This window comes from Vibrio sp. 2092 (assembly GCF_033339635.1).
GTDB classification, from domain to species: Bacteria; Pseudomonadota; Gammaproteobacteria; order Enterobacterales; family Vibrionaceae; genus Vibrio; species Vibrio alginolyticus.
In genome coordinates this window covers 583102-607931 of sequence record NZ_JAWOUY010000002.1, presented here as the reverse complement: position 1 = coordinate 607931, position 24830 = coordinate 583102, and the positions used below count along the sequence as shown (strand labels likewise).

Annotated in this window: 21 protein-coding genes; 18 read left to right on the top strand and 3 right to left on the bottom strand. The window is 44.7% G+C overall.

Annotated features, from left to right (window positions below):
* Positions 1-157: 157 nt before the first annotated feature.
* Positions 158-1528, top strand: a complete 1371-nt coding sequence (locus R7P80_RS06415) for an MATE family efflux transporter (RefSeq protein WP_005377626.1) — start codon at positions 158-160, stop codon at positions 1526-1528.
* Positions 1529-1661: 133 nt separating this feature from the next.
* Complete coding sequence (locus R7P80_RS06410; protein WP_206954080.1) at positions 1662-2660, top strand: DUF3080 domain-containing protein; 999 nt, start codon at positions 1662-1664, stop codon at positions 2658-2660.
* A 15-nt stretch (positions 2661-2675) separates the two neighbouring features.
* Here the strand turns inward: R7P80_RS06410 and R7P80_RS06405 are convergent, their stop codons facing one another.
* Entirely contained in the window at positions 2676-3521 is an 846-nt protein-coding gene (locus R7P80_RS06405; protein ID WP_017634928.1) for a DNA ligase, read from the bottom strand.
* Between the two features lie 423 nt (positions 3522-3944).
* On the opposite strand from R7P80_RS06405, the gene R7P80_RS06400 reads away from it, so the two are divergent.
* From R7P80_RS06400 to R7P80_RS06325, 16 genes are all read left to right on the top strand, one after another.
* Positions 3945-4265, top strand: coding sequence for an STAS domain-containing protein (locus tag R7P80_RS06400; protein ID WP_017634929.1), 321 nt, complete (start codon positions 3945-3947; stop codon positions 4263-4265).
* Positions 4266-4291: 26 nt separating this feature from the next.
* On the top strand, positions 4292-5158 hold the full coding sequence (locus tag R7P80_RS06395; RefSeq protein ID WP_225491402.1) for an OmpA family protein: 867 nt from the start codon (positions 4292-4294) through the stop codon (positions 5156-5158).
* Positions 5155-7257, top strand: a complete 2103-nt coding sequence (locus tag R7P80_RS06390) for an SLBB domain-containing protein (protein ID WP_064353904.1) — start codon at positions 5155-5157, stop codon at positions 7255-7257. The genes R7P80_RS06395 and R7P80_RS06390 overlap by 4 nt, the downstream gene beginning before the upstream one ends.
* Complete coding sequence (locus tag R7P80_RS06385) at positions 7257-7943, top strand: AAA family ATPase (protein ID WP_054730238.1); 687 nt, start codon at positions 7257-7259, stop codon at positions 7941-7943. The genes R7P80_RS06390 and R7P80_RS06385 overlap by 1 nt, the downstream gene beginning before the upstream one ends.
* Positions 7944-7954: 11 nt before the next feature.
* Positions 7955-8335 (top strand): Hpt domain-containing protein, encoded by a 381-nt coding sequence (locus tag R7P80_RS06380; RefSeq protein ID WP_005377636.1) that lies wholly within the window; start codon positions 7955-7957, stop codon positions 8333-8335.
* A 308-nt stretch (positions 8336-8643) separates the two neighbouring features.
* Positions 8644-10170, top strand: coding sequence for a sigma-54-dependent transcriptional regulator (locus R7P80_RS06375; RefSeq protein WP_065274521.1), 1527 nt, complete (start codon positions 8644-8646; stop codon positions 10168-10170).
* Positions 10145-11215, top strand: coding sequence for a glycosyltransferase family 4 protein (locus R7P80_RS06370; protein WP_170893796.1), 1071 nt, complete (start codon positions 10145-10147; stop codon positions 11213-11215). Before R7P80_RS06375 ends, R7P80_RS06370 begins: the two co-directional genes overlap by 26 nt.
* 144 nt (positions 11216-11359) lie before the next feature.
* Positions 11360-12544, top strand: coding sequence for a glycosyltransferase (locus R7P80_RS06365; RefSeq protein ID WP_225491403.1), 1185 nt, complete (start codon positions 11360-11362; stop codon positions 12542-12544).
* Between the two features lie 11 nt (positions 12545-12555).
* Entirely contained in the window at positions 12556-13728 is a 1173-nt protein-coding gene (locus tag R7P80_RS06360; protein ID WP_115385966.1) for a glycosyltransferase, read from the top strand.
* Positions 13721-15151, top strand: coding sequence for a lipopolysaccharide biosynthesis protein (locus tag R7P80_RS06355; protein WP_225491404.1), 1431 nt, complete (start codon positions 13721-13723; stop codon positions 15149-15151). The genes R7P80_RS06360 and R7P80_RS06355 overlap by 8 nt, the downstream gene beginning before the upstream one ends.
* Entirely contained in the window at positions 15148-16512 is a 1365-nt protein-coding gene (locus tag R7P80_RS06350) for an O-antigen ligase family protein (protein WP_167415198.1), read from the top strand. Before R7P80_RS06355 ends, R7P80_RS06350 begins: the two co-directional genes overlap by 4 nt.
* Positions 16513-16627: 115 nt before the next feature.
* Complete coding sequence (locus R7P80_RS06345) at positions 16628-17752, top strand: glycosyltransferase (protein WP_213962561.1); 1125 nt, start codon at positions 16628-16630, stop codon at positions 17750-17752.
* Entirely contained in the window at positions 17749-19182 is a 1434-nt protein-coding gene (locus R7P80_RS06340) for a GumC family protein (RefSeq protein ID WP_005377649.1), read from the top strand. The genes R7P80_RS06345 and R7P80_RS06340 overlap by 4 nt, the downstream gene beginning before the upstream one ends.
* A gap of 221 nt (positions 19183-19403) precedes the next feature.
* Positions 19404-20522: a glycosyltransferase gene (locus R7P80_RS06335; RefSeq protein ID WP_213885319.1), complete on the top strand. Its 1119-nt coding sequence runs from the start codon at positions 19404-19406 to the stop codon at positions 20520-20522.
* On the top strand, positions 20515-21705 hold the full coding sequence (locus tag R7P80_RS06330; protein WP_033905250.1) for a glycosyltransferase family 2 protein: 1191 nt from the start codon (positions 20515-20517) through the stop codon (positions 21703-21705). Before R7P80_RS06335 ends, R7P80_RS06330 begins: the two co-directional genes overlap by 8 nt.
* 10 nt (positions 21706-21715) lie before the next feature.
* Positions 21716-22354: a sugar transferase gene (locus tag R7P80_RS06325; protein ID WP_205390866.1), complete on the top strand. Its 639-nt coding sequence runs from the start codon at positions 21716-21718 to the stop codon at positions 22352-22354.
* A 19-nt stretch (positions 22355-22373) separates the two neighbouring features.
* Here the strand turns inward: R7P80_RS06325 and R7P80_RS06320 are convergent, their stop codons facing one another.
* Complete coding sequence (locus tag R7P80_RS06320) at positions 22374-22763, bottom strand: ATP-binding protein (protein WP_005377656.1); 390 nt, start codon at positions 22761-22763, stop codon at positions 22374-22376.
* Positions 22764-22889: 126 nt separating this feature from the next.
* On the bottom strand, positions 22890-24470 hold the full coding sequence (locus R7P80_RS06315) for a BCCT family transporter (protein ID WP_005377659.1): 1581 nt from the start codon (positions 24468-24470) through the stop codon (positions 22890-22892).
* Positions 24471-24830: the final 360 nt, after the last annotated feature.

The following is a 24830-nucleotide window of genomic DNA, read 5'->3' as shown; positions in this document are numbered from 1 at the left end:
TATAAACATACAATTGTTTATCATTTGCACGGAGTTTCTCCGAGGCATTTTTTCACCTTATCGTGACTAAAATCAACCATCAGATCCGTTCACCACATCTTTTGCCCTCGAGTACTCTCATTCTTTCAACTTATTGTTCCGCTCTGGAGTATTTTTCGTGCATCGCTATAAAGAAGAAGCATCAAGTCTTATCAAATTGGCGACCCCGGTATTGATCGCATCTGTCGCTCAAACTGGTATGGGGTTTGTTGATACCGTAATGGCTGGCGGCGTTAGCGCCACCGACATGGCTGCGGTTTCTGTCGCTTCAAGTATTTGGCTACCATCCATTTTGTTTGGGGTGGGTTTATTAATGGCATTGGTCCCTGTTGTCGCACAGTTAAATGGCTCTGGTCGTAGAGTGAAAATCCCGTTTGAAATTCAGCAAGGCGTCGTTTTGGCATTGCTGATCAGTGTGCCGATAATTGCAGTCCTGCTTCAAACCCAGTTTATTCTCGGGCTGATGGATGTTGAAGCATTGATGGCTGAAAAAACGGTGGGATACATTCATGCCGTTATACTAGCAGTACCCGCTTTTTTACTTTTCCAAACGCTTAGAAGCTTTACGGATGGTATGTCATTGACGAAACCGGCAATGGTGATTGGCTTTATCGGTTTACTGCTCAACATTCCTCTAAACTGGATTTTCGTGTACGGCAAGTTTGGTGCACCTGAATTAGGCGGCGTTGGCTGTGGTGTAGCAACCACGATTGTTTACTGGGTCATGTTTGCCATGCTATTGCTGTATGTGATGACATCAGAGCGATTGAAAAGCATCAACCTATTTGGAGAATGGCATCGCCCACAATGGAAAGCGCAAGTTCGTCTATTCAAACTCGGCTTTCCTGTTGCAGCAGCGCTGTTTTTTGAAGTTACACTGTTTGCTGTCGTTGCGCTGCTCGTTTCACCACTGGGTCCTATCATTGTGGCAGCGCATCAAGTCGCGATTAACTTCTCCTCGTTGGTATTTATGCTACCAATGAGTATTGGTGCAGCAGTAAGCATTCGTGTCGGCCATCGACTTGGTGAAGAAAACGTAGATGGCGCGCGCGTAGCGTCACGAGTCGGCATTATGGTTGGTCTAGCATTGTCCGTTCTCACAGCGATTTTAACCGTCTTGTCTCGTGAGTGGATCGCCGAGCTTTATACTAGCAACCCAGAGGTAATCACGCTAGCGATGCACCTGCTCGTGTTTGCCGCTGTTTATCAATGTACGGATGCGGTTCAAGTGATCGCAGCTGGTGCATTACGCGGCTATAAAGACATGCGAGCCATCTTCAACCGTACTTTTATTGCTTATTGGATTCTTGGGCTCCCAATTGGTTACGTCCTTGGCCGTACAGACTGGATTGTTGAGCCAATGGGAGCACAAGGCTTCTGGCTTGGTTTTATCATCGGCCTATCTTCTGCTGCCTTTATGTTAGGCGTCAGAATGCGTTGGATGCATCGCCAAGAGCCAGAAGTGCAATTGAACTTTTCAGTTCAATAAAGAGTAAAAAAGCCAGCATCCGCTGGCTTTTTTGATCGAATAATCACACGGTTGAGTATACTTATAACAAGATTACGAAGCGGTTGATTTTGCTCTCTAAACAACGGATACGAAGTTATAAAAAAGGATATTTGTGCGGTCTATTTTATTGTTCTTAATCTTGATTCTTAATGGTTGTGATAACTGGTTCAACCCAGAGAACGCCATGTTTGATAAGTATCATCAACGTGTAGCCAATGTATTGGACGTTCCTGCTATTCCAATAGAATTACAGTCTACGGTAACGATTCCTGCGAAACGTGTTTTGTTCGAGCCATTGCCAAGGCTATCTATTGGCCTGCTAGAGAGCTATCAATTACGACAGTGCGGACTCTTTAATTTACTTGCTGAGAAAAACTCACAACTAGGAAAGGTGCAGGATGCCTTTCATGATTTTGATTATCAAACTGCCCTTTTAAGAGTCATGAATCGATGTTTATCCGAATTTCCACTTAGCGATGAAGAACGTGCTACATTGACAGAGCTTTACTCAACCAAGTGGCAACATCTAGACATTCATCTCGACAACTTACTACTCGTAAGTGATGCCATGCAAAAGCAACTAACTGCCTCTGATTGGCTATCTCAAGACACGACGAATGATATTGCACGCATTAACGATGTCTATCGTATTTTCAGCGAAATGTATGATTTACCCCACCGCGCGGTCTCACGTCTACCCGATGTGGAAGTTACGCAATATCAAGAAGAGTTAGAGAAATCTCGTTTACTCGGACGACTTTACTATTCAATGGTAAATACATCCCTTTGGTTAAAAGCGACAACTCAGCTACTTGAGCAGAACCAGAGCAATGTATTGTGCGGGCCGAACAGAGACACCACTCAGTTCCGCTACTTAAGAAATGTCTTTCAATCCATTTACGTTGAAGAAGTGCAACCTTATTTGGCTTATTTAGACAGTACCTATCAACAACTTAATGATGGTGCCACTTTGGTGGAGAACCGTATGCAACTCCATGGTCACCAGTATGGCATCATTGAGGCACATAGGACATTTAGGCAAGAAACCCTAAACCACGTTCAGTTTTGGCAGGGTCTCTTCAAACGATGTGGCGTAACCGTTGGCAACTAGTAAGTGCAGAGCGTTCTATTCCTTCAACCTTTCACGCAAGAATCGAGCAAAACGCGGTTTACCAGTATGTGTAAAACCGTTATATCTAAATGTAATGGTTGAACCAATTTTCGGAGGCTGGCGACGCACTTCATCGGTAAATCCGCTACCGATGTAAAACTCAATGCCATTTGGTAAGCGAACTAACATTGCTCCCATCATACCTAATAAGCGCCCTGTTCCTGGCTTATAACCCACAACTAACGCTTCATCATCTGCGTATCGTTTTAGTTTAAGCAAATCACTACCGCGTCCAGCCTGATAGCGGCTTGATACCTTCCGCAACATCACCCCTTCACCGTCGGATATTGAAATTTTATCCAACTGTGTAAACAGATGAGCTTCATTTTGAATCGCTCGGTGCTCGACATATTTGATATGAGGCTGGTCGACTTCAAGCACTAAGTCTTTGATGTTGTAATAACGCTTCCGATAATCACCAGCGGAATATGGCATATCAAAGATCATAAAGTCGATGTGTCGCCAAGCAGACTCTACAGGAGTTTTATCTAACACCGTTTGCTGAACAAGATGGAAATTACCTCTCCCAGCCCAAAGTTCACCGTCCAATGGATAATCAGGTAAAGGTCCTGTAAACCAATCTGGGGCGTAGATTCGATTACCATTTCTCGTCACGAGATGTTGCCCAGTCCAATAAGCGCGAACACCATCAAGTTTTTCGCTATACCAATATTCAGACACATCAATGCCATCCTGATAGCTTTGTGCAAGAGAAACTGGTGGTGCGAGAGAAGTATCCGCTTGAGGCTGTGAAGACGCTGCCATAACAGCCAGCGCAATTAATGTCATTTTTAATGGCATAAGAAGACCTTGTACAAAAAATCGCCTTTATTGAAACGTAAGTCCTCTCGATGACCTATTTATTACTAGTTATTCTTCGACTCATAACAATCAACATTAGTAATAATTTGCAAAGATAATCATAAACTTTATGACAGGTTTTGCATTTAGTCGTTACACGTTATTCACGTAAGGCGGATGGTTCGTCAATCGAGTTGGAATCTAATCATGACGAGATCCCCCGCTCTAATGACTTCTTTAGGTTCAACACCTCTTATAAGCAAACCATTTCTCTGTGCATTTTTGATTCTCAATTTGAGAATCAGTCCTTTCTCAAATTGAACAATATCATCAACAGCGCTTAAACTTTTGATTTTTAAATAGTTTAAAATTGGCACGTTACCTGCTCTATATCCAATTAGAAAAACAAACGGAGACAGAGTCATGGAATTACGCAAACTAGAAATCAATCAAGACAAGTTAGCCATTGAGTTTTTTGGTGACTTAGATGCAAGCGGCTGTCGACAAGCACAACATCACATTGATGAAGTAATTCACAACAATCATCACAAAGAAGTCGAAATTAACTTACAGCACGTCCAATTTCTTGATTCTTCAGGGATTGGTGCCATTGTTTACTTATATAAGCGTCTAGTTGAACGTGAAAGAAGCATGAGTATTGAAAACGTATCAGGCCAACCTTTAGAAATCATGAGCTTGCTTCGTATCAACCATGCCATTCCCGTTAACTCAAAAGGACACTAAAAATACCGGTTTAAACGGAGGTTGGCATGGTAAATCTTATACGACGATATGCAGTAAGCGGTCTTGTTGTCGGCATGTTTGGTTGTTCGTCGTTTGACTACCCAGAACACGGGAAAGGTGGCTTGGCGGAAAGCTATCAAGATATCTCGATCGAGAATTATCAGTTTTCCCCAGTGATGCCTGACGAGCCTTTAGGTCCAGAACATGGGTTAAGGTTTGATTGGCGACTGACCAAGTTACATCTAGACGCACTAATCCAAGAGGGCGCGCGCTGGTGTTTTCCTGCGGCAGTTGTTCAGGCCCTTGAAAAACAAAATAGAATTGCGCGCGAGTTAGAAGGTGGGCTTTTACTCGACGCTGCCAACGACCTTGTGATTCAGCGTCGACGCTTAAACCAGCTCGAACAACAACTCGACTACGTACTGAGCCAAACAACTTGCACACCGCCCGATGATATTGAAGCACTACGTAGCGACCTAAACATAGTCTCGGATATCTATGCACTACTTAATATCGACAACCAGTTTGCTGTCGATTCAGCAGAAATCAACCCGAAGTACATGGGACATTTGGCAGAAGCAGCCTACATTTTACGTGACCACCCCAACCTATCTCTTGTAGTAACGGGGCATGCGGATGCAACTGGAACACCCGATTACAACCAGAAACTTGCTCAAGCGCGTGCGGAACAAGTAAAGCGTTACCTAACCGTATTTGGTATCACTTCAGAGAGAGTCACTACCAAATCTGTCGGAGATAACCTGCCACTCTATGAAGGTGAAACATCCGCCGTGCGTTTAACTAATCGTCGAGTAAGCATCGAGGTTATTAGCCCTAATTCAGATAGCGATACCTCAATAAACCGCAACTCAACGGCAGGAGGCGCGCTATGAACACGATGAAACCATTTATCCTCTTAATGTTGTTGTGTCTGGTTGCGTGGGTACCTTCTTCCATAGCGGATGAGAGCAATACTGTTAAGGTCGGTGATTTAATACAGATTAACTTACCCGGAGAGGCGTCGTTAAACCAAGGGTTTCAGGTCGATCGTCGTGGACGAATTAATTTACCAGAAGTCGGCCCTGTATTAGTGGCCGGCTACAATGAACAACAACTCCAAGACGTGATTATCGACAGGCTAAAGACCGTTTATCGTGACGTTAACAACGCTCGAGTTTTTATTAAACAGCAACAGTTGTTAGTGTCCGTTCAAGGCTACGTGGTCAAACCCGGTGAATATACCTTACCTTCTGGGTCCAACATTCAAATGTTTGTGTACGAAGCTGGCGGCCTGCGCGCAGGGGCTCAGCTTGATAAAATGATCGTGAAACGTGGAAATAAAAACATTGAATTTGACTACAAACGCTTCCTTGATACGGGGGACAATAGCCAACTGCCAAAACTAGAATCACTGGATGTCTTGTTTGTCCCCGCTTCCCCACTCGTAGGGAATATTGAGCAAGAGTTTGATGCAGCAAAACTCGCGAATTCAGGTGACAGCGCAGATTCCGCTCGTGCAATCAAAGTCTTTGGTGAAGTCAACGCACCTGGCTCGTTCTCATACAAGCCAAACACCACGCTAGTTGATGTCGTAATGCGAGCTGGCGGCGTGACACGATATGCCAGTGTTGAGCAAATTCGCGTGATAACAAACAATAACCCAACCATGTTTAACCTGAAAAAGTACCTTGATACTGGAGACCAAAGCCTACTGCCGGAGATCCTGCCAGGTGCCACCATCTTTGTCCCAAAACAGGAAGAAGAAATCAAAGCAGGTGCAAATGTGGTTTACGTGATGGGTGAAGTCGCCCATCCTGGGGCATACGAAGGCAAGCAAGGCGCTAGCTTCATGGATATCCTCGCCAACGCTGGCGGGCCCACTCGCTACGCAGAATCTCGCCAAATTCGCGTTATAAAAGCCGATGGCAAAGTCATCAAATTCGATCTTACCGCGCATACAGAAGGACTATCTTCAGCCAGACCACCAAATGTTGGACCAGGAGACGCGATTTTCGTGCCGGAGAAAACCGATTTCAATGAGAAGTCTTGGTTAAAAGTAGCACCTAGTCGAGCGGTCGCAGTGATGGGAGAAGTTGTTCGCCCTGGACGCATCGAGTGGTCAGACGAAATGGATTTGATTGATCTGCTTGCACACGTTGGTGGCCCAACTCGACGAGCTGATACCACCAAAATTGAAGTCGCCAATAACGGTCAAATGACACAATTTGACTTAGACCAATACATTCTGGATGGCTCGCCAACATCAAGCCTACCTCGAGTTTCCGCTGGTACAGTCGTAAGGGTACATGCATTGCCTGACGACCCATCCGATAATAAATCGCAATGGGTAAGCCAAAGCTCTGACGCATCAATATACGTTTTCGGGCAAATCAATGCACCTGGGCGCTATCGTTTCACCGAAGATATGCATTTTCTGGATATTTTGTCTGCCGCCGACGGACCGACAATGGATGCAGATATTCACAACATCCGTGTCACACACCGAGGCCTAGGTTATGCCAAAGTGAGTAAATTGAATTTATCGATGTACTTTGAAACAGGCGATGAGTCAATTCTGCCCCACGTTCGTCCTGGTGATACCATTTACATTCCAGAAAAAAACAAAAACTGGTTAGACCGTTCAAAAGAGTCCACGGTACGCGTATTAGGTGAAGTAAGAGACCCAGGGCGATACGTATTCAATGACAACATGACTGTGCTTGATCTGTTAGCGGAAGCAGGAGGACCAACTGACAATGCCTACCTTGAAAAGATCAGTGTGGTCAATATGTCTTGCTGCCAGGGCCAAGCCCGAACATTTGATTTGGTGAACTTTAGTAAAACAGCCAACATTTATGAGCTGCCAGTCATTCGCGCAGGCGACACGATTTACATTCCCCATAAGGACGAAAGCTTTGTTGAAAAAGCGAGGGCCGGATTAAGAGATATTTTACAAATCACCACAACCATCGTGTTAATAGGAGCGTTGTAATGACTATTCCTGCAACTCACGCTGAGATTGAGCAAATTTATCTTCAGAGTGAACAGAAAGGCCACAAAACGATTTGTGTTGTGGGTTGTAAATCTGAAGATGGTGTCACTTCCGTGGCGTCATCTCTTGCAGAGCGCTTGGTTTTAGCAGGCCACAATACTTTGTATGTAGACCTTAACTTATTCAAACCCGCTTATCACACTGTTCACGAATTTGATGATGACGAGAAGGTTGGCCATTTGATCACACGAGAGAATACACATCAAACTTTAGTCGGCCTCCCAGCTCCATCTCTCGCCAGCACTCAGTTAGCGTACCGAGACCCAACAATGCTGAAACGAAACATTGCACAATGGTTAACGCAGTACGAGCGCGTCGTGATAGATACATCACCACTTCTCAGTGTCAACCGAAGCAATATTGCGCCTCAAGTGATTGCTGGCGTATGTGATGCTACTTTGTTAGTAGCGCATTATGGTTCTACGACTGCAACCCAGCTCGAGCAAGCCAAAAAGATACTCGATGCTAGCGATGCGAACTTGATTGGTTCTGTACTGAACATGAAGCACACTCCAAGCCTGAAAGATGAGTTAATCCGCCAAGTTTCCAAGCTGCGTTTCTTACCAAAAAAGTGGAAAGAAAAACTGTCTCAGCAAATTAAAAAAAGCGAACTGTTTATGTTATAGGGAGCGCTATTATGACGATAAATAATACATTGACTATCGAGCAAGAATTAGTGGATGAGCATATTCTTCAGCAAATGATCAAAGATACGTGCGCCGAAATCATCCCTACCTTGATTGATCACTATGTCGAAGAGTCACGCGATCGCATGGAGAAAATAGAGCAAGCATTAAGCACAAAAGACCTTCAAACATTAGAGTTCGAGGTTCACACACTGGGCAGTTCTGCTCTCGCTTTAGGCAATCGAACGCTTTCAAGACAAGCAAGAATGATTGAGAAGTACTGTGTCGAAGGAAAAATACCAAAAGCATTGGAGCTTTGTGAAACACTTCCGCAACTCGCCAATGAATCGTTTGATGCGTTAGAAAAGCGAAAAGCTCAAGGGTTTGAGTAGTATCAGTGTCTTACTCCCTAGCGAAGCATCGCGTTTGATAAAGCGCGATGCCGACATCATCTCAGAAATTTAGGCTCCAAATTCAATCACCCTCGCCAAGCCACACACCTTTAAATTATTTGGGCATAACTTAATCAATTAAAAAGTATGGATTTTTCGCAAATTTCCTACCTTGTGCTAATACTTAAATAACGCTTTTCTCAAATTGAGAATTTTCAGCACTAGAGAGCTATAAACCACTCATAATGCCAAATAGTAGTGCTGACAAAAATCATAAAAAATGAAACAAACTACGTTGGGATGGGACTATGAGACCAAGGGTGTTACTGGTAGAGGACTCTACTTCACTAGCCATACTTTATAAGCAGTATGTGAAAGACGAACCTTATGACATTTTTCATGTCGAGACAGGTCGCGAAGCGATTCAATTTATTGAAAGAAGCAAACCTCAGCTCATCATTCTCGATTTGAAACTGCCCGACATGTCTGGCGAAGACGTGTTGGATTGGATCAACCAGAATGACATTCCTACGTCCGTTATTATTGCTACGGCACACGGCAGCGTCGACTTAGCCGTTAATCTAATTCAAAAAGGTGCGGAAGATTTCTTAGAAAAGCCCATAAACGCTGATCGCCTAAAAACATCAGTCGCATTGCACCTCAAACGCGCCAAATTGGAAGATTTGGTGGAAAATATTCAGTCCAAGTTTGATCGCCACAACTATCACGGATTCATCGGTTCAAGCCTCCCGATGCAGGCGGTATACAAGACCATTGATGCTGTTGCGCCAACTTCTGCCAGTGTGTTTATTGTGGGAGAAAGCGGCACAGGTAAAGAAGTTTGTGCTGAAGCCGTCCACCGCCAGAGCGACCGTAAAGACAAGCCTTTTATTGCAATTAACTGTGGGGCTATTCCACGAGATTTGATGGAAAGTGAGATTTTTGGTCACGTTAAAGGGGCCTTTACTGGAGCAACAACAGATCGAAAAGGTGCGGCGACGCTGGCACATGGTGGTACGCTTTTTCTTGATGAGCTGTGTGAAATGGAACTTGAGATGCAAAAGAAGTTGCTCCGTTTTCTACAAACGGGCACTTACACCCCTCTTGGTGGCACTCGAGAAATGAAAGTAGATGTGAGAATCATTTGTGCCACTAACCGAGATCCATTAACAGAAGTAGAAGAAGGTCGTTTTCGTGAAGACTTATACTACCGTGTGCACGTTATACCTATCGATATGCCCCCATTACGTGAACGAGGAAGTGACATCGTCACGCTTGCCAAGCACTTCTTGACCACTTACGCCAAACAGGACAAAAAGAAATTCTCAACAATCGACAGTGAAGCTCAACATATCATCAAGCATTACGAATGGCCGGGTAATGTAAGGCAACTACAAAACATCATACGTAACATTGTGGTGCTTAATAACGACGAAAAAGTCACGGTGAGCCACCTACCCGCTCAACTTACTAAAAAGTCTAAAGTGACGAAAACAACGACGCCTGCGCATGTTGCTCAAGAGTCAACAAACATTGCACCAATCACACCACCACCTGTTTATACTGAGGAACTTTCACCTTCTGCGGTCGAACCGTCGATTACCGCAGCGGAGCTGCCTGGTACACCGTCCTCTGCTGCTACCTCACCGTACTTTAACGCTGATGGAACCATTCGTCCTATGTGGCAAGTAGAGCGTGAAGCAATTCAAAACGCAATCGCGTACTGTGATGGCAACGTCCTCAACGCCGCTGTCATGCTGGAGTTAAGCCCATCTACGGTTTACCGAAAAAAACAAGCGTGGGAAGCGGATGAAATTAATCTCGAACAATCTTGATAAACCTGCCATTGGTGAAATTTGGATCTTGCTTGATAGCCGTCTATTCGGCGGCATTGAAAGTCACGTTATCGAGCTAGCTCGGGGATTAATCGCCTTTGGAAACAAAGCTCGAGTTGTGCTAACCACTGAGTATTCGCCAGCCGCTCAGATTGTACAGAAGGCAAAAGAAGCCGCGATCCCTGTGAGTTACTTAAACTATTTGTCTGGCGAGCCCAATAAAGCTTTAAAAATTAAACACCTAACAAGCGCCGTCGCCAATCACCAACCCTCAGTGGTTCACTCCCATGGTTATAAAGCGTCGATTTTGTCGCGCTGCGCCAAACTGCTCACCCGTACGTTTCCTCGTTTGATTTCAACTTATCATGCTGGTGAATCGTCCTCAGGGAAACTATGGCTATACGATTGGCTTGATAGAAGCTCAGGCAGCCTATCTGACTATTGCTTTGCTGTCAGTCCAAGTATTCAGCGCAAAGTTTTTTGTTCTTCAGAACTGCTGAATAACTTTGTTTCGATTCCCAACAGTCAACTCAACTATCAGGAGATCGCTTTTGTCGGCCGATTGAGCCAGGAAAAAGGTGCCGATCAATTTATTGAGGTAGCGAGGCTCTGTCCAACATTACAGTTTAGTGTGTACGGTGATGGCCCGGAAAAAGAGTCGCTTAATCAAGCTGCCCCTCCAAATGTGACTTTCTTCGGCCATCAAACCGATATGGAAGGTGTTTGGGAAAATATCAGCGTACTTATTATCTCTTCTCGTTATGAGGGTCTTCCAATGGCGGCGCTTGAAGCCATGTCGAGAGGCATTGCCGTGATGAGCTTACGTGTAGGTCGTCTTCCAGATATTATCCAAACGGGTAAAAATGGTTTTATCGTCGAAGACATTCCCTCTCTTGCTAAATGTCTTCATGACTGGATGTCGATTGGTGAAGCGCAACAATCACTCATTCGCCAGAATGCTCGACAAACCATCATTGATGATTTCTCAGCGCAAAGTGTGATTCCCGTATTGCTACAAAAATATCAAATTGAAACGGATCACTAATCCATATTGGTTCTCAATATGAGAATGATGAGTTCCAAACATAAATATCATATAAGATTCAATCACATAAACTAATGGCATATTTTGGCATCTCTATTGCAGCTCAGCAGTTAACGCAGATTAATGATGAGACAGAGGTGACTTATGACTACGCCAAAACGCATTCTATATGTTCATTATGGTGATAATTGGATTCGCGGCAGTGAAGTGGTACTTCTGGATCTCATCTCAGGGATTGACCGTGATAAGTTTGAGCCATTCGTGTGGTCAAACTGCCAGCCACTAATCGATAAGTGTCAATCGCTCGGAATTGAAGCGGAACATTCTGTTTTCAATCTCGTTGGTGGCTGGAGTGCACCTCGCTGGGATATTAGCGGGTGGAATAGCCTTATCAAACAAGGCTCAGCTTTGATCGAAAAGCACAGCATCGACTTGGTACACGTCAATAGCGGCGGCCCTTGTCAATGGATGTGTTTGGCTGCTCGCATGAATCATATACCACTTGTCACGCAACTTCATTGCCATTATACATTGCGCGATCGCTTCTCTCTCGGACTTCACCTCGCTCCAAAATTGATTTGCGTTAGCAAAGATGTTGGACGCGAAATTCTTCAGGACGGCTACCCACAAAACCAACTTCATGTCGTACACAACGGCGTGTCACTTCAAGGCGTGGATACACCCATCGACATTAAAGATCGCCTCGGAATCCCATCACAGGCCTTTACCTTTCTGTCGGTGGGTTCGCTGATTAAGCGCAAAGGATTCGACCGCCTTATTCGCGCAATGCGCATGCACAACTACCACCACCACAACCCTCACCTTGTTATTGTTGGTGACGGCGAAGAAAGAGAAGCATTGCAACAGCTTGCCGCGGATCTTGGTATCCAAGAACGAGTGCACTTTGTCGGGGAGCAACACAATGCCGGAGCGTGGATGTGTGGTAATGCAGACGCTTTTATTAGCGGCGCCTATGAAGAGGCCTTTGGTCTCGTGCTCGGGGAAGCGGCTTTAGCTCAACTGCCTATCGTGGCTCCTAAAACGGGAGGCATTCCTGAGTTGTTCGAGCATAATCACTCTGCATTGCTGTACCAGAACAGTGGAATGGCGAGCCTGTTAAACGCGATTCAACAAGTCATGCAAGACGCGGCATTAAGAAACAAGCTGGCGGAAAACGCTTACCTACATGCTAGCCAGAACTTAACGACGACTGCATCTATCAACGCTATTGAACGTATTTACGAAGGTGAACTTAATAACAACGCCATTACACCAATGCCAATGACTCACTGCATGAAGCCTCTTTCACGCTGGTTGAGCATCAATTGAGGAGCCCGGTCATGAAACGTGTATTGATGTTCGACGCCATCCCAATGCAAGGTGGATCCAAAATCGCGAATGCAGAGCTCCTTAAGCAGTGCGATAAGCTGAACGTGATTGGTTATCTACTCACTACAAATCCAGAGCATTGGGCGTCACTGCTTAGTGATACACCGCGTGTGCAAGTTATAAAAATAAAACCATCACCATTTAACTCGACTCATGGACTGACCTACTGGTTGATGAACGCTTACTACTTTCTCCAACTTCTCTACGCGTGCATGAAGCTGCCAAAAATAGATAGCTTTTTGGGCCTATCTTGCCCAAGTAATGATATGCCTTTGTACTTACTACGATTAATTTGCAAAAAGCCTGTGGTACAGATGGTTCATGGCCCTATTGGACGATCGAGATCTGCTGGCTACTGCTTAGTAAAAGCATCGGCAATTTACTACTTGGCAAACACCCGCGAATCAATGGTAGAAGCATTACAGGCCTACCTCAAAACAGAGAAGCCAGCCACCGAACGCTATTGGTGTGGTTTGAATACATCTACGTTTGTTAATGGATTATCGAAAGATCGCTGGCCAAAACAAGCGAATCCGATTTCAAGCCGCGTTTTCTGGGCAGCTAGCTTACTAAAATGGAAGAACATCGATCTTTTGCTTGATGCTTTAACACTTGATGAGTCGAAAAAGATCAAATCCACCGTGTGTTACATCAAACCTAACGTGGCAGGTGTGGAATATTCAACACCGGACTTCAACACACAAGGTGTTGAATGGCATGAGTGCCCAAACAACTTAGATGAATTGCGTTCACAGTGTGGTGTGTTTGTTTCCACCAGTCTCAACGAACCTTTTGGGTTATCTATTTTGGAGGCGCTCGCTGCAGGTATGTGTGTCGTCATTCCACATGATGATAGTTATTGGGACCGCGTGTTAACTCACGGCCGAAATTGTATTAAATACACGCCTAACAATGTGGCTTCGTTACACAACGCAATTCGCCTTTTGAATGAATCGCCGTGGATGAAAGTAACGATGGGTATCGAAGCACTCAATGTTTCTCAACTATACACAGCCGAACGTTGTTATTTGCCAATCGCCCAGCACCTTGCTGCCGAAATTGCTACCAACAATGATTGCACACTCAAGACACCGCGAGACATCAAAGGATATGATCATGTCTAAAGCAATGACCAACATGACGCTATTTGCTATCGCCTTAGTGATCAATAAAAGCATCAGCCTAATCATGCTGCCTGTATTGCCCCACTTTCTCTCACCAGAGCAAATGGGCAAGCTTGAGCTTCTAACAACCTTTGGTGTTGTTACGACCTTGTTTGTCAGTTTCTCTTTGCATGAAGCGCTGTATCGATTCGTCGGCGTTGAAAAGGATCAAAATACGCGCACAAGCCTACTAAACCAGCTGTACTCACTTGCTTTACTCATCGCTGGCGTCGTCGCTCTTAGCTTGCTCACTATCATTTTAATCGCCCCCATTCCCGCGCCTTTTACGCGAGTCGAATTCGCTATTGTTATGTTTGCTATCGTTCTAGAAGGCAGCATTGCAATCGGCACCGCCTGGTTAAGAACACAAGACGACAAAGCAAGAACACTGCTTAACGTCATGGTCACTACCACCATTTTTCAGGTCATTTTTATCGTCGCGGCGCTGTCTGTTCATCCCCATGTTATTTCTGTTTTGTGGGGGGGGTTGTTAGCTGCTATTACTCAATTTGTTTGGCTGCACATCGTTAACCGTTACAATGTCACCCTTCCTAAGCTGGCATTGGCAAAACAATACCTAAACTACTGCCTACCAATGATGATGGCCGGTTTAGTAGCATTTTGTCTCAATGGCGCTGAACGCTGGTTCATTGGTGCCAACACTTCTCTTGAGACGTTAGGGATTTACGCGATAGCGGTAAAATTTGCAGTGGGCATGTGTATTTTAGTGCAGCCGTTTGGCATGTGGTGGATGCCACGTCGATTTAACTACTTAGAAGGGCGCAAGAACACTGAGGCAGTGCGCATCACACACTTAGGTATGATTTACATTACAGGTTTGAGTGTAGTGGTTGGCACATTAGCAATGGTGATGATCACCCACTTACTGCCAGAAACCTATCATGAGGCGGTACTATTCAGCTTATTCTTGCTACCTATCGCCATGTTAAAAGAATGGAGCGAGCTGATTAACATCTCCATTTTGTACAAGCGTCGTACTCGCTGGCTACTGGGTATAAATGTCGTCTCTGCGTGCGTTGCGATTGCTTTGCTGTTTGGCTTATCTTCTCTGGGCATTTATGGCGTATTCATTGCGCTTTATTACGCACAACTGTGTAAGTTGGGCCTGACTTATGTAGTAGGCCAACAATGTATGACGTTGCCTTTTCACCTCAGTCTGATGGTTTTATTACAGATTGTATCCGGTGTGGCACTGTTCCTGCTTCACTCTTCACAATCAATAGGCATCGCCATCGCAATTTGCATTTTGACATGCAGTTTGCTGGCAGGGATAGCCACTCGCTACATGAGTAAAGAGACGCTCAATGCTCTCACTCGATACATAGTGAAACGGCGTGGACAGGTGAAGAGATACTCGTTATGAATGAAACCAAGGTGAGAACAAAACAGTCCATCGCAGCACTGACGATTACAGTCTGTATCGGCCTGCTTTGGATTGTTATGCCTCATCCCATTTTGATTGTTGCGTTGTGTTTCGCACCACTCGCGTTACTGTTTGTTCTCAATCAAACGTTTTGGCTTGTCACACTGTTCGTTATTTTTTCATTCTTTCGTATTCACGAAGCCTTTCCTGTTATCTATAACTTCAAGATCCCATTACTGTTATCACTGGGGGCACTCGCCGCACTCGCCTTTCACCTTCTTATAAGCCGCCAGATTACAGCTTTTTGGCACCCTTCATTAAAGTGGCTGTGTATATTTTGGGGTCTGGTGATCATCGGAATAATATTCGCTTCCAGTCGTGATATCGCAATAACGGTGTTCAAAAATACCTATTGGAAAATCATCATTATGACGTTGGCCATCACCTGGCTTATTACTAAACCTTCACAGCTCGCTCAGATGTCAAAAGCAATTATTTTCGCCGGATTATTGATTGGCTTAGTGGCATTACAAAACGCTGCGAATGGCATTGATTTAGTCGAAGGAACGCGCGTGTCAATAGGACGATCCATAGGTTCAGTACTTGGCGATCCTAACGATTTGGCACTAGTGCTGATGTTTCCCCTTGCCTTTACCGTTAGTCAATTGATGGAGAAGCATTCCCCCAAGCATCTCAGGCTCTTTGCCCTTATCACCTGTTTGGTTTTGTTCTTTGCGATCATTGAGACTCAGAGCCGCGGTGGGTTACTCGGTTCACTGTCTGTATTTGCCTACTTTGCTTTTAAACACATCAAAAGCAAAACATTAGTCTTGGTACTAGGCGCCGTAGCAGCCATCGTACTCTACGCATTCGCTGGTATTTCAGGACGAGAATCGGGGGGAGCCGCTGAGGATGGTATAGATGCCTCTGCGATGGGGCGACTTTATGCGTGGGAAGCGGCATTTAAAATGGCACTGCATCACCCGTTGACTGGCGTAGGTCTAGATAACTTTTACTTTAATTACTATTTCTACAGCCCACACTGGGATGGTATCAACCACGCGGTCCATAGTACTTGGTTTGGCGTGTTGGCAGAAACGGGTTTTGTCGGACTCGCGGTGTTCATTACTTTAATTGTGTCATTGATCCGCACCTCCTTGCATTCCATCTCATTGTTGACACCAAAATCAGATTACACCCTCTCTGTTGGAGCAAACGCCGTGTTAAGTGGACTTATCGGTACCATCGTATCAGGCACGTTTCTGACTCAAGGTTTCACTTGGCCAATTTACATTCTAGCGGCGTTAACAGTTGTCGTTAGCCGAATTGTTCAAAGTGACTGTCAAAATGAGAAATCCTAGTTTCAAACATAAACAAAACCCATAACTCACTGTTTTAAAATGGCTAATTCCTTGGCACGCATTGTGATTACTCACTTAATTAGTAATCAAATAACCAAGACTCAAGGAGAGCCACATGACAGACATCGTAGTATTTGGAGAAGATTTTGGTGGGTTACCCTCTTCCACTCAGCATATTGTCAAGCGACTAGCAGCGAACCATCGCATCCTTTGGGTGAACTCCATTGGCCTTCGTCAACCTAAGCTGGATTCTAAAGACATACAACGTGCGTTAAACAAACTCACTCGTGTATTTCATAACGTAGGCTCACACAAGCCAACATTGGACTCTGAAACAAACCCAAACATTCACATCATCAACTTGCTCACCATTCCTGCCCCTAGTTCTGCATTAGCAAGAAAAGTGGCCGCTAAGATGATGAAACACCAACTCAATAAACAATTACAAGCTCTTGGTTTTGATAAGCCTGTATTTTGGACGTCGCTCCCGACTGCTGCCGATCTTTGTGCAGAAATGAACCCACGTGGACTGATTTACTATTGTGGCGATGACTTTAGCGCTTTAGCTGGTGTTGACCACGACACGGTGGCCAAGCACGAACGTACTCTTGTTAATGCGGCCAGCGTTATCTTTACGGCAAGCGAAACACTCTCCACCAAATTTCCATCTGGTAAAACCGTCACTTTGCCTCATGGTGTCGACTTTAGTCTGTTTTCTGAGCCAGCACCTAAGGCTGAAGATTTTCCTAATAATGGTCGCAAAGTGCTGGGCTTTTATGGCAGTTTGTCTGAATGGTTAGACTACGACTTAATTGCCCAAGTCGCAGACCAAGCGCCTGACTGGGATCTCGTGTTCATCGGCCCTAACGAGTTCAGTGATAATCCACTTCCACAAAGATGCAACGTATACTACCTGGGCCCGAGAGCGCATCACACTCTGCCACGTTACTCCCAACACTGGGATGCCAGTTGGTTGCCCTTTGTTGATAACGCTCAAATCAAGGCATGTAATCCGCTTAAACTTCTTGAGTACTTGGCAACAGGAACCCCTGTTATCAGCACACCGTTTCCTGCATTAATGCCCTACAAACATATGCTCCATGTAGTTCAAAATTTAGAAGACGTATGTGCCAGTCTCGATCACTTGATCCCCCCCCCAGCAAACTCAAAGCAATATGTTCAACAGCAAAGCTGGGAAGCAAGAGCCAACCAAGTTGAGAAATTAGTGAGGACGCTATGAACGATTTGAGAGAGAACCTTAGTGTATTACTACATGGCGCTTGGCGACGTCGTTACATGATCGTTATCCCTATGCTTGTCTTGCCGGTGCTGGGTTTCATCGTAAGTAAGCTGGTTCCGACGACTTATGTTGCTCACACCAGCATGCTTATTCAAGAGACAGCGAAAATGAACCCGTTCCTTCAAGACCTTGCCGTCTCAACAATGCTTAAAGACCGATTGAGCGCACTCAGTACTCTGCTAAAAAGCCGACACGTTTTGTATTCTGTCGCAAAAGAACAATCGCTGATCAATGACGAGATGAGTGCAAAAGAGCAAGAGTTCATCATAAAAGATCTTGCGTCGCGCCTGTCTGTTCAGCCACTCGGTAAAGACTTCATTCAAATTCAATTGCAAAGTGGTAAATCAGAAGGAATGGAGTCGATGCTGCTCTCTGTCAGAGAGCATTTTGTCGAACAGCTTTTGGCTCCTGAGCGTTCTTCGATTAAAGATTCGAGTCATTTTTTGACTATCCATATCAACAAACGCAGGGAAGAACTAGACAAGGCTGAACAAGCTTTTGCAGAGTATAAAAATACTTACTCAGACGCGACGCCCGAAATGCAAGCTCAAAGCCTTACTCGCCTTGCTAGCCTCAAACAAACGCTAGCCGAAAAGGAGGCGGAGCTTGCTGGTGTTTCACGAAGTCTAGGCAGTTTGGATCAACAACTATCCAAAACGAACCCGGTTATCGGTAAACTGGAAGAGCAAATCATCGACATTCGTAGTGAACTTACCCTGCTTCGCGCTAAATACACAGAGGCGCATAGTTTGGTGCAAGGTAAGTTGCGAGAATTAAACCGGTTGGAGCAGGAACGCTCGGTACTCTTGAACTCTAAACAACCAGAACTAAACAGTGCTCAACTATGGGATATCGCGAGCAATACCACAGTAAACAGTCTTGGCGAAGCACAGCCTCTACTTGTCTCCCAACTACATCAATTACAAATGATGCGCGGACGTTTTGAAGCACTTACGGAAGAAACCAACAGCTTGCGAGACATGATCCAAGAATTAGAGCGAAATGCGCACCAATTTGGGAGCACAGCAACAGAAATCAACCGCTTAGCTCGTGACGTCGCAGTGAAGAGAGAAATGTATGATGAACTCGTCGAACGCTATGAGATGGCCCAACTAACGGGTTCTTTGGGAGAGTTTGAAGAGAATAAGCGCGTAAAAATCATTGATGAACCGTTCACGCCAACGATTCCAACTAACTTACCTAGTTTTGTATTTGTCATTTTAGGATTTATTGGTGGCGCTGGTTTAGGCATTGGATTAGCGACGATACTAGAGTTAGCCGATAACTCTATCCGCTCTAAAAGAGCATTAGAAAAACACCTTGGTGTTCCTGTCATCACCACTTTACCTAACGTAGTGTACGGAAACTAACCGCCATAAGAACTCATTTACAAGCACTCGGTCGGCGAGTGCTTTTCTTTTACTACTGCCTTATACAGCCTCATAGCATGTCCACTAATATGAATCTCAAATTGAGAATAAACATAGAACTTCACACGAGCTGAAATTAACCTATTGTTTTTAAGTGTTTAATTTCTTGGCACGCTGTCTGCAATTCCTAAATAAACAAAGAACTCAACGAGGGTTTGAAAATGGAATTCAGACAAAAACACAATAACACTAAGCACAGCAAAAAAGTGATATTACACGTCGTGCAACACTTAGCTCCTGGCGGTTTAGAAACGCTCGTGCTAGAAATGCTTCGTTTTGCGCCGCCAAACCATTCCGTTTTTGTCGTGAGCTTAGAAGGAAGCAAAGAACATGCACTACAAGGCTGGCAAAAACTGTTGCCCTACCAAGGCCAACTACACTTTCTTAATAAAAGACCTGGATTCAGCGGGAAGACCATCGCTACGCTGACTTCAATGATAAAAAGAATGCGACCAGACGTGGTCCACACCCATCATATCGGCCCACTTCTGTATGGTGGTATTGCTGCACGTTTAGCGCACGTACCTGTAGTGATTCATACCGAGCACGACGCATGGCACCTTAATAACAAAAAATCAGCTCGACTACAGTCCCTTTTGCTAACGATGATTCGCCCGCAAGTAGTTGCCGATGCTAACTTTGTCGCCCATCAAATACAGACTAAGTTAAAGTATCGCAAAGTTTGTACTATCCATAACGGGATTGACTGTCAGAAGTTTAAAAGCGGTGACCAAACGGCAACAAGACACTTGTTTGAACTTCCAACCGACAAAATCGTGATTGGCGTTGCCGGGCGTCTAGAAGCAGTTAAAGGTCATAAAGTGCTTATCGAAGCATTCTCTCATCTTGCGCCAAACACACACCTAGCAATAGCCGGTGATGGTTCTCAGCGAACTCAATTGGAAGCACAAGTTAGAACGTTAAAACTTGAAGATCGAGTAACCTTTTTAGGTTTGGTAGACGATATGCCCAGCTTTTACCAAAGCCTAGATTTGTTTTGCTTACCATCACTTCAAGAGGGCTTTCCTCTCTCAACCCTCGAGGCTCAAGCATGTGACATTCCTTGCGTCGCGACGGATGTTGGCGGCGTGAAAGAGACGCTCTGTCCGAACAACAGCACACTGGTTGAAGCAAATCGCGTGTTTTTGTTGGCCGAAGCGTTATCACAACAACTGGAATCATCACACCATTCTCCTCGAACTTTTATTCTCAAACACTTTGATATCAGAGACATGGTGAGTCGCTACTCACGTTTGGCCAAGGAGGCTAGCTATGAATGATTTACTTTGGATTATAGGGTTTGGTTTATCCGCATTTTTGATTGTCTATCATCACGTTGGGTACCCACTGCTCCTTAAATGGCTTCCTTTAAAACAGCAAGACGAAACCAAAGCACCATTTGTAGAGCGAGCTTACAAAGCCTCCAAAACAGACAGCCAGCTACCCTCTATTACTGTCATCGTGCCCGCCTACAATGAAGAACAATGGATAGCAGAGAAGATCCGTAACCTTGCGAGCCTAGACTACCCGAGGGATAAATTAAGAGTAGTGATCGCATGTGATGGCTGCACAGATAACACAGCCGAGATTGCTCAAGCGACAATTCAAGAAGCAATCTGCTCTGATACTCTGTTCATTATTAATGATCACCAAGTCAATCGCGGTAAAGTTGCCCTACTCAACGAAGAAATGCGTCATGTTAGCTCGGACATTACCGCACTGAGTGACACGTCGGCATTGATTTCTTGCGATTCTCTGTTGCTAGCTAGTCAGCATTATCAAAATGAGAACGTTGGAGTGGTTAACGCAACATATCAAATAATGAGTACTGATAACCAAGGTGAAGCGGCGTATTGGCAATACCAGTCTCGAGTAAAGCACCAAGAATCCTTGTTAGGTTCAACGATTGGTTCCCACGGTGCGTTTTACACTTTCAGAACTCACTTATTTGAACCACTGGAAGTTAGCACCATTAATGACGACTTTATTCTCCCTATGAGAATCGTTTTGCGAGGCTATAGCGCTATTTACGAGCCAAACATGCTGGCGCTTGAGCTCGAACAAAGCTCAGATGACGCAGATTTCAAACGACGCCTAAGAATTTCAGCAGGTAACATGCAGCAGCTCATGCAATTAAAGAAATTACTGCTACCTCGCTATCGTGGCACTGCCTTTGCATTTCTATCGGGAAAGGTCCTGCGCTTAGCAACACCCTATTTGATGATTGTTTGCTTTATTTGCTCACTACTACTGGCACACAATCCGCTGTTTCAAGTAATGCTGTTCGCACAAGTTGGTATTTATAGCATCGCGCTTATCACTTACTTGATGCCAGCACTTAACACAATTAAACCTTTTAAGCTGATTAGTTACATCGTCATTGGTCATCTCGCCAACTTTATCGGCGGTATGAAATATTTACTCGGAATGGAAAATGGACGTTGGAAACGCGTCAACCAATAAGGAAAGCATCATGAAAAACTCACGCTACGATTCAAATGTATGCCACGCGAAAAGAACGTTTGATGTACTGGTTGCAATGCTTATTTTGGTCGTCACTGCACCACTTTTCCCATTTATCGCGCTAGCGATCAAAACCACATCGAAAGGCCCTGTGATTTATCGCCAATTGCGAGTAGGACGCTGCACACCAGAAAAAATGGATCTTTTTCAAATCATGAAGTTTCGCACCATGTATATTGATGCAGAGCAACGCTCTGGCGCAGTATGGGCAACTGAAAATGATCCCCGCATCACGCCAGTAGGACGCTTTTTACGCAAAACGCGTTTAGATGAACTACCTCAACTGTTTAATGTGTTGAAAGGTGAAATGTCGATGATTGGGCCGCGCCCAGAACGCCCAGCTTTCTACCAGAAATTGGAAGATGAAATCCCCTACTTTGTAGAGCGCACATATGGCGTGTTACCGGGTATCACAGGCTTAGCTCAGGTTAACCAAGGCTATGATGCATGCATTGAAGATGTAAGACGCAAAGTTGGGTTTGACCACAGTTACGCACTAAGCTTAGGTTCGTTTTACTCTTGGATTTCAATGGACCTTTCAATCATGAGCAAAACATTCGTTGTGATGATTGACGGACGAGGTCAATAACTTCCGGTTCTGGTAACGGTCACTCTTGCCACTGGCGGCGCATCTTTTCTATCGTCGCTGGTGGCACGTCATGAATGCTTTGATACGCTCCGTGACACACTTTAATTTCCACCTCGATGCGCTTCTTCATGCAGTAGTCCATGTAACGCTTCATCTCCCAATGTCGAACAAACGTATTGCTCACAATCACGACTCTCCCTTTGTTCAACCACTTTCTAGTTTGCTGAAAACACCACTCATGCGCTTGAGGTAATTGAACCGGTTCAAAGTGATAATCACCTTCATCATTTTCAAAATACATGTCAGCTTCAAAATGCTTAGCACCAAGCTCTATTGCCAGTTGTTTTGCTAAGGTTGTTTTACCTGACCCCGGAAGTCCACGAATAAGAATGAGTTTAGCCAGTGACATAATGCAGTTTAATGAGGTGGGAATAAGCCTAAACTGTAACGAAATTATTGGAAAAGAAAAGTAGAAATAAAAAATGCCGAGCACATTAGGCTCGGCATTTAAACTCAATCATGGATCGTGTTGTATTTATTTGTAAGCTGGCAGTTCTGTTCTTAACCCTTTCACCAAACTTACGCACATCAACAGCAGAACAAAAGTAAACGGTAACCCTGTTGCAACAACGCCTGATTGCAATGCTTGCAAGGCTTCTTTACCGCCAACCCACAGCATTACGGCTGCAATTGCGCCTTCAATACACGCCCAGAAAATGCGTTGCGGTACTGGTGCATCAATCTTACCACCGGCGGTAATACTATCGATAACCAGCGAGCCAGAGTCTGACGATGTAATAAAGAATACCAGAATCAGCACGATAGAAAGCATTGAAATCACTGAGCTATACGGAAGCGCATCGTAAACATGGAACAGAGTCAATGAAATATCAGTTAGGCCATTTGCACCTAGCTCACCAACTTTATTCACCACTTGGTCAAGCGCGATACCACCAAACACAGACATCCAAATCAAAGTAACAACTGTAGGAATAACGATGACTGCGAATAAGAATTCTCGAACCGTACGACCTTTAGACACACGCGCGATAAACATACCAACAAACGGTGACCAAGATACCCACCAAGCCCAGTAGAATACCGTCCAGCCGTGCATCCAAGTTTCATCTTCACGACCGTGAGGGTTACTCAATGGAATAATATTTTCAATGTAAGCCATTGTTGTGTCGCGTAGCGAGCTCCACGCCGTATCAAACGTGATGAAGGTAATGAAAATAAGCAGCGCAAACGCAACCACCATATTGACGTTACTCAGTAGCTTAACACCACCATCAATACCACGAATCACTGATAGCACCGCGATAAAGGTAACGAAGGTGATCACAATCATTTGTGTACCAATGCCGCCTTCTAGACCAAAGACATGATTAATACCACTGGTCGCCTGCTGAGCACCCAGACCTAGCGACGTTGCAAGACCAAATAGCGTCGACAAAACGGCAAGGATATCAATAACGTGACCTAACCAGCCCCATGCACGGTCACCAAAAATTGGATAGAACGCCGCGCGCAATGAAAGTGGTAAACCTTTGTTAAATGCAAAAAACGCTAATGCTAGTGCAACGAGTGCGTAAATACTCCAACCATGCACACCCCAGTGGAACATAGTGGCACCCATCGCGAGGGATTTTGCTTCTTCGGTGTATGGTACTGCGTTCAGTGGCATTCCCCACCAATCAGTGAAATACGCGGTCGGCTCAGCCACACTCCAGAACAGAAGACCAATACCCATACCCGCGGCGAAAAGCATCGACAACCAAGAAACGGTTGAGTGATCCGGCGTTGCTTCTTTGCCACCTAAGCGGATTTTACCTAGCGGAGAAAAAAGAAGAGCAACGGCGAACAATAAGAAGAAGTTTGTCGACCACATAAAGAACGCATCAAACTGTTCGATAATTCCGTTTTTTAGACCGTTTAATACGTCACGAGCAGTGGTTGGCTCAACAAGAAGAAGTGAAATCAGACAGAAAACAACGAGCCCCGCACTAATGCCAAAAACCGGGTTATGTATATCGAATCCCCACTTTTGAACGTTATCCTGTCCAACCTGATAATCGGTTGTATCAATACTATATTTTTTAAATGCATTATCCATAAATACAAATTTAACGTGAATTTGAAACGCCCCTCAGGTGAGAAGAACTCCAATACCGCCCTCCATTAATTTGAACTCTAAAGTTTTAAAGCGGGACAAATTTTAGCAGCAATCACATATTTTTGCAAAAAGTCGTGGTTTATTGCATTTTAGGCTCAATTCGAGACAAATGAAGGGGAAATAATATCAACACAAAAATTACGAGGTCTAACGATTGATTTTGTCGTAGGTTGTAGACTAGAAAAGACACAAGAAATACTTAAGTTCATAGCCAGTCACTGCGCAAATAGAGAAGACCTGCGCTGATTTGGTTTCACAATTAACGACGAAACCAAATCAGCAAACCTTTCATCCAGCGAG